At 63.7% G+C, this 15,960-nt stretch carries 16 protein-coding genes; all 16 read right to left on the reverse strand.

The genetic code is table 11. The annotated features are described in order from the left end of the window. A complete protein-coding gene (pseG, locus tag DBY63_RS02465) occupies positions 1-1,059 on the reverse strand; it encodes a UDP-2,4-diacetamido-2,4,6-trideoxy-beta-L-altropyranose hydrolase (RefSeq protein ID WP_027598021.1) in 1,059 nt (352 codons plus the stop codon). After that, positions 1,059-1,760 (reverse strand): pseudaminic acid cytidylyltransferase, encoded by a 702-nt coding sequence (gene pseF / locus DBY63_RS02470; protein WP_108581187.1) that lies wholly within the window; start codon positions 1,758-1,760, stop codon positions 1,059-1,061. The genes pseG and pseF overlap by 1 nt, the downstream gene beginning before the upstream one ends. After that, positions 1,757-2,377 carry a pseudaminic acid biosynthesis-associated methylase gene (locus tag DBY63_RS02475; protein ID WP_108581188.1) on the reverse strand — a complete coding sequence of 207 codons (621 nt, stop codon included), beginning with the start codon at positions 2,375-2,377 and terminating at the stop codon, positions 1,757-1,759. The genes pseF and DBY63_RS02475 overlap by 4 nt, the downstream gene beginning before the upstream one ends. Positions 2,378-2,388: 11 nt before the next feature. Next, positions 2,389-3,540: a UDP-4-amino-4,6-dideoxy-N-acetyl-beta-L-altrosamine transaminase gene (gene pseC, locus DBY63_RS02480; protein ID WP_108581189.1), complete on the reverse strand. Its 1,152-nt coding sequence runs from the start codon at positions 3,538-3,540 to the stop codon at positions 2,389-2,391. After that, entirely contained in the window at positions 3,537-4,532 is a 996-nt protein-coding gene (pseB, locus tag DBY63_RS02485) for a UDP-N-acetylglucosamine 4,6-dehydratase (inverting) (protein ID WP_108581190.1), read from the reverse strand. Before pseB ends, pseC begins: the two co-directional genes overlap by 4 nt. A gap of 118 nt (positions 4,533-4,650) precedes the next feature. Next, positions 4,651-5,949, reverse strand: coding sequence for a flagellar hook-associated protein FlgL (gene flgL / locus DBY63_RS02490; protein WP_027598026.1), 1,299 nt, complete (start codon positions 5,947-5,949; stop codon positions 4,651-4,653). Positions 5,950-5,960: 11 nt separating this feature from the next. Continuing rightward, positions 5,961-8,000, reverse strand: coding sequence for a flagellar hook-associated protein FlgK (gene flgK, locus DBY63_RS02495; protein ID WP_027598027.1), 2,040 nt, complete (start codon positions 7,998-8,000; stop codon positions 5,961-5,963). An 8-nt stretch (positions 8,001-8,008) separates the two neighbouring features. Then, positions 8,009-9,226 carry a flagellar assembly peptidoglycan hydrolase FlgJ gene (gene flgJ, locus DBY63_RS02500; RefSeq protein ID WP_027601646.1) on the reverse strand — a complete coding sequence of 406 codons (1,218 nt, stop codon included), beginning with the start codon at positions 9,224-9,226 and terminating at the stop codon, positions 8,009-8,011. Positions 9,227-9,238: 12 nt separating this feature from the next. Then, positions 9,239-10,339, reverse strand: coding sequence for a flagellar basal body P-ring protein FlgI (locus DBY63_RS02505; RefSeq protein WP_007160438.1), 1,101 nt, complete (start codon positions 10,337-10,339; stop codon positions 9,239-9,241). A gap of 11 nt (positions 10,340-10,350) precedes the next feature. Further along, positions 10,351-11,046, reverse strand: a complete 696-nt coding sequence (gene flgH, locus DBY63_RS02510) for a flagellar basal body L-ring protein FlgH (RefSeq protein WP_027601645.1) — start codon at positions 11,044-11,046, stop codon at positions 10,351-10,353. A gap of 21 nt (positions 11,047-11,067) precedes the next feature. Next, positions 11,068-11,853: a flagellar basal-body rod protein FlgG gene (flgG, locus tag DBY63_RS02515; RefSeq protein ID WP_027598031.1), complete on the reverse strand. Its 786-nt coding sequence runs from the start codon at positions 11,851-11,853 to the stop codon at positions 11,068-11,070. 46 nt (positions 11,854-11,899) lie between these two features. Beyond that, complete coding sequence (locus DBY63_RS02520) at positions 11,900-12,643, reverse strand: flagellar basal body rod protein FlgF (RefSeq protein ID WP_027598032.1); 744 nt, start codon at positions 12,641-12,643, stop codon at positions 11,900-11,902. 169 nt (positions 12,644-12,812) lie between these two features. Further along, positions 12,813-14,336 (reverse strand): flagellar hook protein FlgE, encoded by a 1,524-nt coding sequence (locus DBY63_RS02525; RefSeq protein ID WP_027598033.1) that lies wholly within the window; start codon positions 14,334-14,336, stop codon positions 12,813-12,815. Between the two features lie 26 nt (positions 14,337-14,362). Continuing rightward, entirely contained in the window at positions 14,363-15,073 is a 711-nt protein-coding gene (gene flgD / locus DBY63_RS02530) for a flagellar hook assembly protein FlgD (RefSeq protein ID WP_108581191.1), read from the reverse strand. Between the two features lie 12 nt (positions 15,074-15,085). After that, the gene (gene flgC / locus DBY63_RS02535; protein ID WP_027598035.1) at positions 15,086-15,523 is read right to left on the reverse strand and encodes a flagellar basal body rod protein FlgC; all 438 of its coding nucleotides are present in this window, start codon (positions 15,521-15,523) and stop codon (positions 15,086-15,088) included. A gap of 2 nt (positions 15,524-15,525) precedes the next feature. Next, the gene (flgB, locus tag DBY63_RS02540; protein WP_108581192.1) at positions 15,526-15,948 is read right to left on the reverse strand and encodes a flagellar basal body rod protein FlgB; all 423 of its coding nucleotides are present in this window, start codon (positions 15,946-15,948) and stop codon (positions 15,526-15,528) included. Positions 15,949-15,960 lie beyond the last annotated feature (12 nt).

A 15,960-nucleotide genomic window follows, 5' to 3' on the forward strand; every position in this document is an offset into this window, starting at 1 on the left:
TCAGCGTGCGGCCGACAATTCCATTAGGGCGTGGACGACTCTCTGGGTACCCAGACCATCCACCTGCTTCCAGGCCTGCGCCGACATCCGCGCCAATTGCTCGGGCGTCAGGGCGTGCAGCGCCTGCTGATAATCCTCGACTTCAAGCTCGGCACCTTCCCCCAGGATAAGTGCTGCCCCGCAGCGCTCCAGACCGGCCGCCAACTCGCGCTGGTTGTCGGACAGGATCGCCAATAGCGCTGGAACTCCCAGCGCGCAACGCTCCCAGGAGGAGGCGCCAGCAGCACCTAGGGCCAGATCGGCGTCCGCCAGCAACCGGGCCATGTAGTCGATCTGAATGTGCAGTCGCCACCCCGGCTGATCACACAGTGCCTGGAGCTCTGCCTGGTCAGCCTGTCCTGCTCCGACCACCACATCGACAATTAGGCCGGGGCGCCAGTTGAGCAGGGCTTGCAGCGCCAGCCGCGTCTGGCCCAGGTCATCACCGCCGGTGAAGAACACCAAGACCCGCTCCAGACGCCCCGCGCGCGGCGCCAGACCTTCTCGCGCTTGCTTGAACTCGTCGCGCAGCAGTGCGTGTTCTGGCCCGTACAATTGCACGGCGTCGCGCAGCAGCAGGGATACGTAGCGCTGCTCCGGCCATGGATGATCGCCTGGGTCCAGCAGCAGATCACACGCCAGGGGACGGTTGGCGAGATCGTCCAGCACCAGGATGCGTCTGGCATGGCGGCGGACCTTGGCATGCCAGTCCGCGGCCAGGCCGTAATGATCGATCAGGCACCAGTCGAAGCATCGCTCACCCAGCAGGACTTGCATGCTTAGGAAGTCTTCCTCGGCGTCGATCCGCTGTTCGGGATAGCCAGGCGGCGATCCCAGTGGGGGTAACAGCAGGACTTCATAGGCTTGGGGGATCAGTGCGCGCCAGTCCGGCTCAGCGAGTCGGCAGACAAAGGTGAACTGCGCACCCTGTGCCTCCAGCGCCCTGGCCAGGGTGAGACAACGTGCCAGATGACCGCTGCCGATCATGGGCGAGGCATCCACACGCACCAGAATCCGCATCACCGCGGCGCCGCTCCCAGGGCGGCGAACATAACTTCAGCACGCCGCCAGTCCTCGGCCGTATCGATATCCTGCACCCGATGCCGCGGCAGCCATACGGGCAGCGAGTGCGGCGCATGCAGGGGTGCACCCTGCGCCCAGGCCTCGGTGCGCCCCCAGTAGAACTGGCCGGCATCGTGGAAAGCCGGTTCCAGGTCCTGGGAGCGGGTTTCGTAGAACTCCGGATAGAGCGATTCGACACCGCCGTCCGGGCGCAGCCGCAACGCTCGCTGCACCGGCGAGGCGTAATCAGTGACGGTAAAGGCATAGGCCTTGTCCGGATGACGTTCGAGGATTTCCAGCCCCCGCGCCAGATCGGCCGGGGTCACGAAAGGTGCGGTAGCGTAGAGGCAACAGGCGTAGGCGAAGTCCTCGCCCTGCTCGCGCAGCGCCGCTACCGCATGCTGGATCACCTCGACGGTACCGGCATGGTCATCCGCCAGCTCGGCGGGACGCAGGAAGGGCACCTCGGCGCCCCAGCTGCGGGCGACCTCGGCGATCTCTGCATCGTCGGTGCTGACCACGACCCGGGCGAACAGATCACTTTCCAGCGCCGCCTGGATGGAATGGGCGATCATCGGGCGGCCGTGGAAGGCCTTGATGTTCTTGCGCGGGACGCGCTTGCTGCCCCCCCGGGCGGGAATGATGGCGATGGCGGTCACGCCTGTTTCTCCAGCAGGAACCAGGAGATGTCATCGGCCGGGAACAGCGGATCGCGGTGATAGACGAAGCCGTAGTCCAGCAGGCGCAGATCGGCATGGCGGTCGAGCAGTTCACCGGCGAAGTCGCGCTTGAACAGTCGCTCGGCATGGCCGCGATAGCTCACTTCCACCGGCGTGGGGTTGTAGTACTCGGCGACCAGAATGAAGCGTCGGCTGGCCTGGTACAGCTTGTCGTAGGCAGCCGGCAGCAAGTCGGGAGGCAGATGGATGAGTACGCCCTTGGTGAACGCCAGGTCGAAGCCCTTGGTCACGGGATAATCGAACAGCGAACCCTCCCAGATCTCGGCAACGTTCAGCGCCCGGGCCAGGGCGCAGGCCTTGCCGTTGAGCTCGACACCCTGCAACTGCGCCTGGGGCAACAGGGCTCGCAGCGCCTGCAGGTTGAGGCCACGGTTGGTGCCCAGCTCGAGCACGCTACCCAGGCCGCCGGCCCGCGCCAGCGCGCGTCCGAAGAAGGCCAGGCAGCTGGCTACGGCTGCAGCGCCGGCGTTACGGTCGACGTAGGCATCACCGAATTCACCCTGCCAGAAGCGCTCTTGCGCGGTCATCTCTCGCATGCTCCTTTCCTCTACTTCAACAACTCGGCCAGCGTTTCAACCACTCGATCCTGCTGGGCCTCGCTCAGGTCGGCGTACAGCGGCAGGCTCAGGGCCTGGGCGTAGTAGCGCTCGGCTTCCGGAAAATCGCCAGGCGCGAAGCCCAGGGCGCGGTAATAGGGCTGCAGGTGCACGGGGATGTAGTGCAGATTGACGCCGATACCCGCAGCTCTCATCCCGGCGAAGACCTGATCGCGCTGGTGTTCATCCACCCGGATGGGAAAGAGGTGCCAGGCCGACTCGGCACCGACCTGGTCGCCAAGGAGGCCGACCGGCAATTCCGCCAGCAGCTCCCGATAGCGCTGGACCAGGGCGCGCCGACGCGCGATGAAGGGCTCCAGGCGGTCGAGCTGCGACAGTCCCAGGGCCGCCTGGATGTCGGTGATGCGGTAGTTGAAGCCCAGCTCCAGCTGTTCGTAGTACCAGCCACCCTGCCCTGCGGCCTGCAGCAACGCCGGGTCGCGGGTGATGCCGTGGCTGCGCAGTCGCCGCAGCCGTTCGGCAAGGGCGGCATCGTTGGTGGTGAGCAGCCCGCCTTCGCCGGTGGTGACGATCTTCACCGGATGAAAGCTGAATACGGTGATGTCGGCCTGGGCGCCAGAGCCCACGGGCTGACCGACGTAGCGCGCGCCTATGGCGTGGGAAGCATCCTCGATCACCTTGAAGCCATAGCGGCGTGCCAAAGACTGGATGGCGGCCAGGTCGCAGCTCTGGCCGGCGAAGGCCACGGGCACCAGGATCTTCGGCAGCCGCCCTGTCCGCTCGGCGACTTCCAGTTTGGCGGCCAGCGCCGGAACGCTGAGATTGAGGGTGCGCGGATCTATGTCGACGAAGTCGACGTCGGCGCCGCAATAGCGCGCACAGTTGGCGCTGGCCACGAAGGTATTGGGCGAGGTCCAAAGCAGATCGCCAGGCCCCAGGTCCAGCGCCAGGCAGGCGAGATGCAGCGCCGCCGTGGCATTGCAGACGGCCACACCGTGCGTCGCTTCGCAGCGCCCCGCCACTGCCTGTTCAAAGCGCTCGATCATCGGCCCCTGGGTCAGCCAGTCGGAGCGCAGCACGGCGGTGACCGCGGCGATGTCCGCTTCGCTGATGGATTGCCGACCATAGGGAATGGCGCTCATGGGCAGCGCTCGACCAGCTGGCGCAGCGCCGCGACGTCGAGGTAATCGGGATTGATGTCGGACAGGTATTCGAAGCCCGGCTCGACCGGATGTCCCTGCTCGCCCAGGCCATCAAGGGAGTAGTCGCACGGCTGGTTGAAGCTCAGCGCCGGCGCGATGACATAGTGACGCGCGAATTCCAGGGTATGAGGACTGTCGTCCCGGGAGATCATCATCTCGTGCAGCTTTTCCCCCGGACGGATGCCGACCTGGCGCTGCGGTAGATCCGGCGCCAGGGCAGTCGCCAGATCGACGATCCGCGCGGAGGGAATCTTGGGCACGAACAACTCGCCGCCCTGCATGCGCTCGAAGCTGCGCATGACGAAATCCACGCCCTCGTCGAGGGTGATCCAGAAGCGCGTCATGCGCGCATCGGTGATCGGCAGGTCCTCGGCGCCCTTGGCGATCAGCTTGCGGAACAGTGGCAGCACCGAGCCGCGGGAGCCGACCACATTGCCGTAGCGCACCACGGCGAAGGAGGTGTCGCGACTGCCGGCGATGTTGTTGGCCGCGACGAACAGCTTGTCCGACAGCAGCTTGGTGGCGCCATAGAGATTGATCGGACTGGCCGCCTTGTCGGTGGACAGGGCGATGACCTTCTTCACACCGTTCTGCAACGCCGCGGCGATGATGTTTTCCGCGCCATTGACGTTGGTACGGATGCATTCGGTAGGGTTGTATTCGGCCGCTGGCACCTGCTTCAGGGCGGCGGCATGTATCACCAGATCGATGCCGCGCATGGCCTGCTGCAGACGCTGCTCGTCGCGCACGTCGCCGAGGAAGTAGCGCATGCAGGGGGCATCGAACTCCTGGCTCATCTCGTACTGCTTGAGTTCGTCGCGAGAAAACACCACTACCCGTTTGGGCTGGTAGTCGCTTAGCAGCCGCTTGACGAAGGCGCGACCGAAAGAGCCGGTACCACCCGAGATGAAGATCGACAGGCCATCAAACATGTTGCTATCCCTTCGCGATGAGTCGAGCGGCGGAGGCGGCGGAAAACCGGCGCATCTAGCCTAGCGAAAGAGTAGCAGCAAAAAATCGGCCAATCCCGTTACGCCTTGACCTCTGTCCTTACAGGTACTTGAACAGACTCAACTGGGCGATCTTCACGAAACTCTGCTGCGATGCCTGCAGTACGGTGTTCTGCAAGGCGTAACGCGACAGCGCCTCGGGATAGTCGAGATCTTGGAGATCAGACTGCACCGACTTGTTGACCAGGCTGACGTTGGCGATGAAGTCACTGGTGGAGTCGATGACGTTGAGACGCGCGCCGACCTTGCCACGCACGCCGTCGACCTGGGTGTAGGCCGTATCTAAGTTGCTCAGGGCCACGGCAGCGCTGTCACGGATCTGGTAGACCCCTTCGGTACTGCTGTCGCCATTCTCCAGCGCCTTGCGCAGGTCTGATACCACGTTGAGCAGGCTGCGCTTCTCGTTGGCGGTGTCGCGGGTGATCTTGAATTCGTCGCCGGCAGCCGGAACGCCATCCATCTGCACCTTCACCCCGCCATAGCTGATGGATTTGCTGGCTTCCTGGGTGCTGTCCAGGCTGTCCACCTTGAGTTGGCCTGCGGGTGGATTGGCCGGATCGTAGGCCGCCCATTGGGCGGCCGTAGGTGCCTTGGCGAGGTCGTAGACGACGTATTTCTTGTCATCGAGGAAATGGATGCCGATACCGTCACTGGCTACCGGCGGCGCGCTGGCCGGAAAGGTCGAGTCATAGGCGCCCTTGTCCGTCACCAGGCCGAGGGAGATCCGCCCGGTACCGGTATTGGTCGTCCCCTTGCTGGTATCCACCCGATTGGCGTTGAAGTTGTTCTCGAAGGCGTCCTTGCCGCTGTCGCTGAGGGGCACGAAGGTGGAGCTGGCGATCTGTACGCTGCGCTGCCCTTCGTCGCCGTTGTAGCTGTAGGTGCCGTCGGCGTTACGCACATAGGGCTGGGTGTCACCCATGGAACCGGAGAACAAGTATTTGCCACTGGCATCCTTGCTGTTCATCAGGTTCATCAGCTCGTCTTCGCGCTGCCCGACTTCCTTGGCCAGAGAGGCGCGATCGGTTGGATCCAGGGCACCGTTGCCGGCCTGGACGGCGATCTCGCGAATACGCGTCAGCACCGTCTCCACTGAGGTCAGCATGGATTCCTGGGTAGTGAGGCTGTTCTTGGCGGCGGTCATACCGGTGTTGTACTGACCGTTGAGCGCCTCTTCCTGGCTCAGCTGCAACAGCTTGATCGACGCCACCGGATCGTCCGCCGGGGTGAGGATCTTCTTGCCGGTGCTGATCTGTTCCTGGGAGCGGCTGACATCGCCATAGTTGCTCTGCAGGCCGCTGATGCCATTGTTGAACGCCTGGACGGTAGAGATGCGCATGGGCGGGTTCCTTATCTGAAGGCGCCGATCAGGGTGTCGAACAGCGACTGGGCGATCTTGATGACCTGCGCCGAGGCACCGTAGTACTGCTGGAACTGGACGAGCTTGGCCGCCTCTTCGTCCAGGTTCACCGCTGACAGGGAATCACGATTGTCTTCGGATTGCTTGAGCACGGTCTCACTGGCGGCCGAGTCCACCCGCACCTGGGCGGTCAGGGTACCGACCCGCTCCACCAGGCCGCCGTAGGCGTTGTTGTAAGTGGTACCGGTCGTGCCATAGCCGCCCATGGTGGTCTTGGTCTGCAAGGCCACCAGGTTCAGGGCATTGCGGTTGTCCGAGACGGCGCCGCTGTTGGCACCCAGGGTGAAGCTGTCGCCATCCTGCGGCACGCCGCTGACGTTGAAATCGTAGCTGTAGCTGTTGTTGGTGTTCGGGTCGGTGTATTGCAGCCGCAAGGTATTGGTCTGACCCGAGGTCAGGCCGGTAGTGGACGGCGAGACATAACTCAGGCTGGCCCCGGTGGGCAGGGTCCCGGTCAGGTTGCCAGCGGCGGCATTGAAACTCAGCTTGATGCCACCACTACCGAACAGCCTACCCAGATCGGCGGTACTGACCGGCGAAGGCGCACTCTTCAGGTCAGGCTGGGTGATAGCACCGGTACCACGGTTGTTGGTAGTGCTGGCAGCCTTGGCGGTACCCGCGAAGCCCAGTTGGCTGGATTGGCTCAGCTCCACACTCATCTGCGCCGCACCGCGACGGGTGGGCTGGAGGCTGAAGACGTCGCCCGCCTGGGCCTTGTTCAGTTCGGCCGCGGTGAACTGCACCTTGAAACCCTGATCGGTACCCTTGGCATCGGCGAAGGTCAGGGTGACCGGATCGGTACCGCTGCGGGTCACCGTGATGCTGGTGCTATCACTGATGCGCAGCGCCTTGAAGTTGGTGCCGTCGAAATCCAGCCGATAGTCGCTCGGATTGAGCTTGGACGTATCGGTGATGTTCAGCGTGGCTGTAGCCGAGCCGAAGTTGGTGGACCGCCCCATGACTCGCAGACCGGTGCTCTGGCCGCCGTTGACGTCGCTGAACAGCGCCGAACCGGCATTGCCCGCCAGATCCAGACCCTGCCCCAGCTGCTTGTTCAGGGTATCGGTCAGGGTCAGCGCCAGCTGACCGAGGCTATTGAAGGCATGGTCCAGTGCCGTGTCTCTATAGGACAGCAGGCCCCCCATCTCGCCGCCACTGACCTGCGAGGTGATGATCTGCGAGGTACTGCCCGCCGTCAGGGTGATCTGATAGCGCGACGGATCGTCATTGCCCGGTTGAGCGGTCAGCGTCGAAACGTTGCTGCCGACCACCAGTGGCTGGCCGGTGCCGACGAACAGGTTGAGCGAGCCATCGTCCTGGCTGACCACCTGCAAACCGACCATGCCGGACAGCTGCTTGATGGCCTGGTCCCGCGAATCGATCAGATCGTTGGGCGCCGCGCCGGCTGCCTTGGAACGGGCAATGGCATCGTTCAGGCTGCCGACGCTTTTGGCCAGGGAATTGATCTGACCGGTGAGGGCCGACAGCTGATCGTTGATCTGGCTGTTCTGCTTGTCGATCTGGTCATACAGGGTATTGAAGGACTTGCTCAGCCCCTGCGCCTGGGCAAGCACGGCCTCCCGCGCCGGGACCGAGGACGGATCCTGGGACGCGGTCTGCAGGGTGGCGAAGAACTTCTGCATCGCCGGCGTGATACCGGTGGTGTTGTCGGACAGCAGGCCGTCGAGCTGGGAGATCTGGCTCTTGAAAGCCTGCAACTCGCTGTTCTGGCTGTTGGCCGAGCGCACCTGGCTGGTGAGGAAATCACTGGCGAGGCGACGCACATCCACCGTCTGGGAGCCGGAGCCGACATAACCCGAGCCATTGAACTGGGCGATGTTGGTCTGCTGGATGGCCTCCTGCCGCGAATAGCCGGGCGTATTGACGTTGGCGATGTTGTGACCGGTGGTGGTCAGGGCGTTTTGCGTGGACCTCAGGCCCGATAGACCAATGGAAAGTAGATCAGCCATGGCTCACCTCAACCGCGGGACGGACTGGTGCCCAGGGAGGCGACCGTCTGATAGGTGTTCATGTTGCGGGCGATCTGGATCACCTTGCGTGCGTAGTGCGGATCGGTGGCGTAGCCGGCCTGCTGCAGCCCCTGCATGAAGCGCTCGGAGTTGCCGTTGGTGGACAGCGCCTTGTCATAGCGGTCGTTGCTCTGCAGGAAGTTCACGTAATCGTGGAAGCTATCGGCGAAGGAATCGTAGGTGCGGAACTTGGCGGTCTCGGTCACAGCCTTGCCGTTGACGAATTCCTGGGTCACCGCCGGGGCGCTGCCGCCGTCCCAGCCGTGGGATTTGATGCCGAACAGGTTGTTGCTGTTGCTGCCATCGGCCTGCTTGACCATGTGCTTGCCCCAGCCGGTTTCCAGCGCCGCCTGGGCGACCAGGTACTTGGGATCCACGCCCAGACGCTTCGCCGCGGCTTCGGCCATGGGCATCATGGTGTCGACGAATTCCTGACGGGTGCGGAAACGGGTCTTGCCGGTGGCAGCGGCGCCGTCCACGCTGGCGACGGCCTCGGTCGCGGCGGCCGGCTTGCTGCCGGGTTGCGTGGCCTGCTGGCGCCAGGCGCTCTGGGCGGCCGCGACGTCCTGGAAGCTCTGCTTGAGGGTGGCGCCCTGCTCGGCCGCCCCGGAAATATTGGCGGCGGTACGCTCGGCCAGACGCCCGGGCAGCGCCAGCCGTCGGGAATTCAGCGCGCTGGAATCGTCACGCCCGGACGCTACGGTAGTGGCCGGCTTGAGGCCGTGGCTCGCCACGTCGTTGAGCTTGGCGTTGCGACCGGCGGCCAGCTGGCCTTCGGTGGGCGCAGCCTGGCCAACCTGGGCGAAGGGATTGGGGCGGCTCGACGGCTGGGCGGTCTTGCTCAGCTGACGTTCCAGCACGTTGGCCAGGCCGATACCGCCGCCATCCCGGGACAGGGAGACGGCCAGCTGCTGGTCGTACATGTCCTGGTACTGCTTGGTGGTCTCGCTGGAAAAGGGGCTGTCCTTGTCCGCCAGCGCCTGATTGGCGCTGCGCATGGACTTGAGCATCTGGCTCAGGAACAGCGACTCGAATTCGCCGGCGACCTTCTTGACGTTTTCCGAGCTGTCGCGGTCCTTACCCTTCATCTGGGCCAACCGATTCAGGTCGGTGAAGGCCCCCGAATCCTTGACGTTGCCGTAGTTGCCACCCAGACGAGATTCCATCGCCCGTTCTCCTTAGATAACGATCAGATCGGCCTGCAAGGCGCCGGCCTGTTTCAACGCTTCGAGAATGGCAACCAGGTCGCTGGGCGCAGCGCCCACCTGATTCACCGCTCTCACGATCTCGTCCAACGTGGTACCCGGACCGAACTTGAACATCGGCTTGGCCTCCTGCTTGGCCTTGACGGTCGACTGGGGAGTCACCACCGTCTGCCCACCCGACAAGGGATTGGGCTGGCTCACCTGGGGGTCCTCGCTGATGGTCACGGTCAGGCTGCCCTGGGTCACCGCCGCCGGCGAGACCTTGACGTTCTGGCCGATGACGATGGTCCCGGTACGGGAGTTGACGATGACCTTGGCCACCGCCTGCCCCGGATCCACTTCCATGTTCTCCAGGATCGAGATGTAGTCGACGCGCTGGCTGGGATCCACCGGCGCTGTGACACGAATCGACCCGGCATCAACGGCTGATGCAACACCCGCGCCAAGTGTTTCGTTGATCTTGTCGACGATGCGTTTGGCGGTGGTGAAGTCGCTGCGATTGAGGTCCAGCGTGATGCTGTTGCCTTGGTCGAAGCCGCTCGGCACCGGCCGCTCGACGGTGGCGCCATTGGGAATGCGCCCGGACGACGGAACGTTGACGGTGATCTTCGAGCCGTCGCGACCTTCGGCGTCAAAACCACCCACCACCAGATTGCCTTGGGCAATGGCGTAGATCTGGCCATCGATCCCCTTGAGCGGCGAGAGCAGCAGGCTGCCGCCTCTCAGGCTCTTGGAGTTGCCTATGGAGGACACGGTGATGTCGATGGTCTGGCCGGGCTTGGCGAAGGCCGGCAGATCGGCATGGATGGACACCGCGGCGACGTTCTTCAGCTGCGCGGTGGTACCCGGCGGTACCTTGATGCCGAACTGGGCCAGCATGTTGTTGAAGGTCTGCACGGTGAAGGGCGTCTGGGTGGTCTGGTCGCCGGTCCCGGGCAGACCCACCACCAGGCCGTAGCCGATCAGCTGGTTGGTCCGCACGCCCTGGATGCTGGCGATGTCCTTCAGCCGATCCGCCTGGGCCAGGGGCATGACCAGGGCCAGGGCGGCAGCGGCGATGAGGGTCTTGAACATGGCGCTCATCCTCAGAAGGGCATCAGCGGGCTGCCGAAGAACTGGCTCAGCCAGCCCGGCTGACTGGCATCGGCGAAGGCGCCGGTGCCCGAATAGGTGATCCGCGCATCGGCCACGCGGGTGGACGACACGGTGTTGTCGGTGGCGATGTCATCGGCGCGGACCATGCCCTGGATGCGCATGAGTTCGTTGCCGGTGTTGAGCGTCAGCCACTTCTCGCCGCGGACCACCAGGATGCCGTTGGGCAGTACCTCGGCGATGGTCACGGTCAGCGAACCGGACAGGCTGTTGCCCTGGGCCGCCGTGGACTTGCCGGTGTTGGAGCGGTTGCCGGAGAAGCCGGCGTCCAGGCTCAGGTCGCCGTCGGCCAGGGGATTGGGGATCTTCGGCTTGGCCCCGAACAGCGAAGTCAGCCCGAGGGTCGCCTTGCTGTTCTTGGCGACGTCGGAACTGGCGTTCTTGCTGGCCTGGGTCTTCTCCTGCAGGGTGACGGTGATGATGTCGCCCACGCGGAAGGCCTTGCGGTCGGTATAGAGATTCTGTTCGAACCCCGACTGGAAGATGGCGCCGTTGTTCTGCGCCGCCGGCACCGGCGTGCGCGGCAACACCGGAGCGTAATAGGGATCGTCCGGCTTGGCGGCCGGGGCTACGCATCCTGCGAGTACGAGCGCTCCCAGGAGCGGGGCGACGGCGAACAGAGGTTTCATGGAGCGCTTCCTCACAGGGGATTAGAGCTGTTGACTGACGAAGCCGAGCATGTCGTCGGCCGCTTTGATGACCTTGGAATTCATCTCGTAGGCGCGCTGGGTGGTGATCATGTTCACCAGCTCCTCCACCGTGCTCACGTTGGAGTTTTCCAGGGTGCTCTGCAGCACGGTGCCGAGGCCGTTCAGACCCGGGGTGCCAACCTGGGGCGCGCCGCTGGAGGCGGTCTCGCTGAACAGGTTCTGGCCCACGGCCTGGAGACCGCCCGGGTTGACGAACTGGGCGATCTGCAGGTTGCCGATGACCTGGGGCGCGGCCTGGCCGGCGGTGGTGACCGACACGGTGCCGTCTTCGCCGACGGTAAAGGTCTTGGTATCGGCCGGCAGCACGATGGCGGGCTGCAGGGCGAAGCCGTTGGCGGTCACGAGCTGGCCATCGGCATTCAGGTGGAAGGTACCGTCACGGGTGTAGTTGATGGTCCCATCGGGCATGGTCACCTGGAAGAAGCCGTCGCCGTTGATGGCCATGTCCAGCGGCTGGTCGGTGGTCTGCAGCGAACCCTCGGTGAAGTTCTTCTGGGTGCCGACGATGCGCACACCGGTACCCAGCTGCAGGCCGGAGGGCAGCTGATTGTCCTGGGTGGACTGGGCACCCGGCTGGCGCCGGATCTGGTACAGCAGGTCCTGGAATTCGGCGCGGTCGCGCTTGAAGCCCGTGGTGGACACGTTGGCCAGGTTGTTGGAGATGGTGGTGAGGTTCATGTCCTGGGCGGACAGACCGGTCTTGGCGACCCACAGTGACGACATCATGATGGTATTCCTCGAAGTGCCGGTTTTACGTCGGCGCTAGCCTTGATCAGGAGAATTGCAAAACCTTTGCCAGCGCCGCGTCGTTGTCTTCGGCGCTGCGCATCATCTTCACCTGCAGTTCGAACTGGCGGGACAGCGACAGGATCGAGGTCATCTCCTCCGCCGCATTGACATTGCTCGACTCGACGAAGCCGGACACCAGGGACACATTGGCATCCATGGGCGGCGCCGCCTGGCCCTGCTTCATGTGCAGCAGGCCGTCGAGCCCCTTTTCCATCTGCTTGGTGTCGGGATTGACCAGCTTGATGCGATCGACCTGGGCCAGGGCATTGGCTGCCTGGCCGGAGCCGCGAATGGTGATGCTGCCGTCCTGACCGATTTCCACCTTGGAAGCGGGCGGCACGGCGATGGGTCCGCCATTGCCGAGCACCGGCATACCACTGCCGGTCCGCAGCATGCCGAGGGGATCGATCTGCAGACTGGAGGTACGCACATAGGCCTCCTTGCCGGAGGGATCCTGGACCGCGACGAAGCCGGGACCCTGGATGGCCACGTCCAGGTCACGCCCGGTTTCCTGCAGCGCGCCGGGGGTGAAGTCCGTCGCCGGCCGTTCGCTCATGGAATAGACGCGCGACGGCATGGTCTCGCCGAACACCTGCATCGAGCGCGCCTGTTCGAGATCCTTGCGAAATCCCGAGGTCGAGACGTTGGCCAGGTTGTTGGCATGGGCGCGCTGGGCCATTTCGTTCTGGCTGGCGCCGGTCATGGCGACGTACAGCAGCTTGTCCATCTGATCCTCCGACGGCGGCAGATTGCCGCCAAGCTTGCGTTCGGAGGTTCTTTAGCAAGGCCCGTTCCAGAAAACGAAAAACCCGCTGAATCAAGGGCTTGAGAATAGAAATGCCTCCCGAAGGAGGCTTTTCCTGACGTCTGAGCGGCAAGCCGTCAGAGAAACGACATCAACGCAGGTTGATGATGGTCTGGGTGATGGCGTTCTCGGTCTCGATGGTCTTGGCGTTCGCCTGGTAGTTGCGCTGCGCCACGATCATGTCGACCAGTTCGGTGGAGATGTCGACGTTGGACGCCTCCAACGCACCGGATTGCAGGGCCCCCAGGGTACCGGCCCGCGGCGTGCCCACCACCGGCTGGCCGGACTCGGCGGATTCGGTCCAGGAGGTCTTGCCCATGGGCGTCAGGCCTTGGACGTTGGCGAAGTTGGCTAGGATCACCTGACCCTGCACCTTGGACTGACCGTTGGTGTAGCGCGCGAAGATCTGACCGGTATCGTCGATCTCCAGACCGGACAGCTGACCGGTGGTGTAGCCGTCCTGGTTAACGCTGTTCACCGCGAAGGCAGTAGAGAATTGCGTCGAGCCGCGCGGATCGAAGGTGAAGCCGCCCGTGTTGCCCAGCGCGCCGTTCCAGCTGTAGTTCGCCGGGTTGCCACCATCGGATATCGCCGGGATCCAGCCACTACCGCTCGATCCGGTGGGATCGGTAGCGAAGGTGATGATATTGGTCTTGGGATCGATGCTGACGCCCGACGAAGAAGAGCTCACGGTGCTCAGCTTGCCAGCCGCATCGAAGGTCACGCCAAAGCTCTGCGGCTGGGTGCCATAGGCGGCCACGGCTGCGGCGACCGAGGCCGGAGTCGCACCGGCAGCGGCGGCGGCATTGTTGGCGATGGCCTTCACCTGGGGCGTGGCCCCGGACATGTTGTTGACCGCCGTGGCTACACTGTTTGCCGTCGCACCGGCAACCCCCGCCGCCGTATTGGCGGTCTTGGTGGCAACCCCCGGATCCAGCGGATTGCGCCCGTCGATCAGCACCTGCATCGACCACTGATTGGTGGCCGGCGCCGGTGCCTTGACGAAGTACTGCGACATGACGTGGGAGTTACCCTGGCTGTCATAGATGTTCAGCGAGGTCGAGGAGTTGTAGGTTTTCGGATCCGAGGGATCGAAGGGCGTCAGCGTCGGCGGTGCGCTGGTCGAGTTCAGGTTAAACTGCTGAGCGATCTGGGTGGTGGACTTGGGCGCCTGACTGGCCGTCTCGATGCGCAGGTCACTGCGTACGCCGGGCTGCAGCAGGCCCTGGGCGTTGGTGGTGTAGCCCTGCAGCTTGTAGCCGTTGTTGTCGACGATGAAGCCCTGCTTGTCGGTGCCGAAATAACCCGCACGGGTGTACTGGACGGCACCGTTGTTGCTGGTCATGAAGAAGCCGTTGCCGTTGATGCCCATGTCCAGCGCATTCTGCGTGGAATCGATGGTGCCCTGGTTGAACAGCTGGCCGACATTGCCCAGCAGCACGCCGCTGCCCTGGGCATTCTTGCCAGTACCCAGTACCGAGGCGGCATAGAGGTCCTGAAACTCTGCCCGCGACTGCTTGAAGCCGACGGTGCTGGCGTTGGCGATGTTGTTGCCGGTGATGTTGAGGTCACTGGACGCGGCCTTGATGCCGCTCAAACCGATATTGAAAGACATGCTGGATTCCTCTCGTGTGCCGCGCCTTACTGGCCGACCGCCTGGACTTTGGAGATGCCGATGCTGCCGACGCCGGCAAGGTTGAGTGTCATTTCGCCGCCGTTCTGCCCCAGCGTCACGCTGTCGACGTTAGCCGGCAAACTGGTTTTCATGGCTTCGGTCTTGCCATCGATGCTGGCCTGGGCCTCGAAGCGATAGGTGCCTGCGTCCAGCTTCTTGCCACTGGCGTCGGTGCCATCCCAGGTGAAATTCACCAGGCCACTGGATTGCTGCCCCAGGTTCAGACGATTCACCTGACTGCCGGCGTCGTTGTAGACGTTGACCCAGACGTTCGGACTGGACGCGGTCAGATTGAGCGCACCCTTGAAGTCCGCACTGGTATCCACCTTGACCTTGTCGGTATCGACGATCACCTTGCGGCCCACCAGGGTGGACGCCTGCAGCGCCTGGGAAGACTGACTGCCGGAGAGGATCGAGCTGACGCTGGTATTGAGGTTGGTGATGCCCTCGACGGTACTGAATTGCGCCAGCTGCGCGATGAATTCGCCGTTGCCCTGGGGCTCCAGCGGATTCTGGTTGTTCATCTGGGCGACCATCAGCTTGAGGAACTCGTCCTTGCCGAGCTGACTGGTCTTCTTGGTCTCGCTACCGCTGCTGTCACCCGTGGCACTCGTCTTGTTGACGGAGTACTTGTCGAGCACCGACTGAGCGGTGGAATTGGTCGTGCTTATGGCCATGGCGCCGGTTCCTTACTGACCGAGGGTCAGTACCTTCTGCATCATCTGTTTGGCGGTATTCATCATTTCCGCATTGGTCTGGAAGGCGCGACTGGCCGAAATCATGTCGGCCATCTCCTCCACCACGTTCACGTTGGGGTAGTAGACGTAGCCGTCCTTGTCCGCCATCGGGTGGTTGGGCTCATAGCGCTTCTGTACCTCGCTCTGGTCCTCGACGATGCCCTTGACCTCCACCCCGACCCCGGCCTGGCCCTGATCATCGAACAGCGAGGCGCCGCCCTGGGCCTCGTTGAGCTGGGCGGCGAACACCGGGTGCCGCGCCTTGTAGGTCTGGTCGACGCTGGAAGATACGGAATCGGCGTTGGCCATGTTGCTGGCCACGGTATTGAGGCGAACGTTCTGGGCGCTCATCCCGCTGCCGGCGATGTTGAACAGCGAACTCAGGGACATGGCTATTCTCCGCGCAGGGCCGACATCAGCCCCTTGAACTTGCTATTGAGCAGGGTGAAGCTGGCCTGGAAATTCATCGCATTCTCGGCGTAGTTGGCCTGCTCGACCTGCGCATCCACGGTGTTCTGGTCCACGGAGGGCTGAGTGGGGATGCGATATTTCAACGCCGAGTCGCCCATGCTCATGTCGAAGCCTTCGGCAGCGATATGGCGGCTGTTGGTGGTTTCCAGGTGATAGTGGCCGGAGGCCCCTGGTGCGCTCTTGGCCGCCTGCTCCGCCATCACGGCGCTGAAATCCAGATCCCGTGCCTTGTAGCCCGGGGTGTCGGCATTGGCGATGTTGTTGCCCAACACCTCGGCACGCTGCGAACGGAAGTTCAGCGCCTGCTCGTGCAACCCGAGTGCTTTGTCGAAACTGATGCTCATGTCGAGAGACCT

It is taken from the genome of Pseudomonas sp. RIT411, assembly GCF_003057735.2.
Classification (GTDB): domain Bacteria; phylum Pseudomonadota; class Gammaproteobacteria; order Pseudomonadales; family Pseudomonadaceae; genus Chryseomonas; species Chryseomonas oryzihabitans.

Coding starts and splice junctions, on each gene's coding strand:
- flgH (WP_027601645.1), bottom strand. CDS start 11,046: ATGAAACCTCTGTTCGCCGTCGCCCCGCTCCTGGGAGCGCTCGTACTC.
- flgL (WP_027598026.1), bottom strand. CDS start 5,949: ATGCGCATCTCTACCGTCCAGGCGTTCAACAATGGCATCAGCGGCCTG.
- pseB (WP_108581190.1), bottom strand. CDS start 4,532: ATGTTTGATGGCCTGTCGATCTTCATCTCGGGTGGTACCGGCTCTTTC.
- flgJ (WP_027601646.1), bottom strand. CDS start 9,226: ATGGAATCTCGTCTGGGTGGCAACTACGGCAACGTCAAGGATTCGGGG.
- DBY63_RS02520 (WP_027598032.1), bottom strand. CDS start 12,643: ATGGACAAGCTGCTGTACGTCGCCATGACCGGCGCCAGCCAGAACGAA.
- flgG (WP_027598031.1), bottom strand. CDS start 11,853: ATGATGTCGTCACTGTGGGTCGCCAAGACCGGTCTGTCCGCCCAGGAC.
- DBY63_RS02505 (WP_007160438.1), bottom strand. CDS start 10,339: ATGTTCAAGACCCTCATCGCCGCTGCCGCCCTGGCCCTGGTCATGCCC.
- flgC (WP_027598035.1), bottom strand. CDS start 15,523: ATGTCCCTGAGTTCGCTGTTCAACATCGCCGGCAGCGGGATGAGCGCC.
- DBY63_RS02475 (WP_108581188.1), bottom strand. CDS start 2,377: ATGCGAGAGATGACCGCGCAAGAGCGCTTCTGGCAGGGTGAATTCGGT.
- DBY63_RS02525 (WP_027598033.1), bottom strand. CDS start 14,336: ATGTCTTTCAATATCGGTTTGAGCGGCATCAAGGCCGCGTCCAGTGAC.
- flgK (WP_027598027.1), bottom strand. CDS start 8,000: ATGGCTGATCTACTTTCCATTGGTCTATCGGGCCTGAGGTCCACGCAA.
- pseC (WP_108581189.1), bottom strand. CDS start 3,540: ATGAGCGCCATTCCCTATGGTCGGCAATCCATCAGCGAAGCGGACATC.
- pseG (WP_027598021.1), bottom strand. CDS start 1,059: ATGCGGATTCTGGTGCGTGTGGATGCCTCGCCCATGATCGGCAGCGGT.
- flgD (WP_108581191.1), bottom strand. CDS start 15,073: ATGGCCATAAGCACGACCAATTCCACCGCTCAGTCGGTGCTCGACAAG.
- flgB (WP_108581192.1), bottom strand. CDS start 15,948: ATGAGCATCAGTTTCGACAAAGCACTCGGGTTGCACGAGCAGGCGCTG.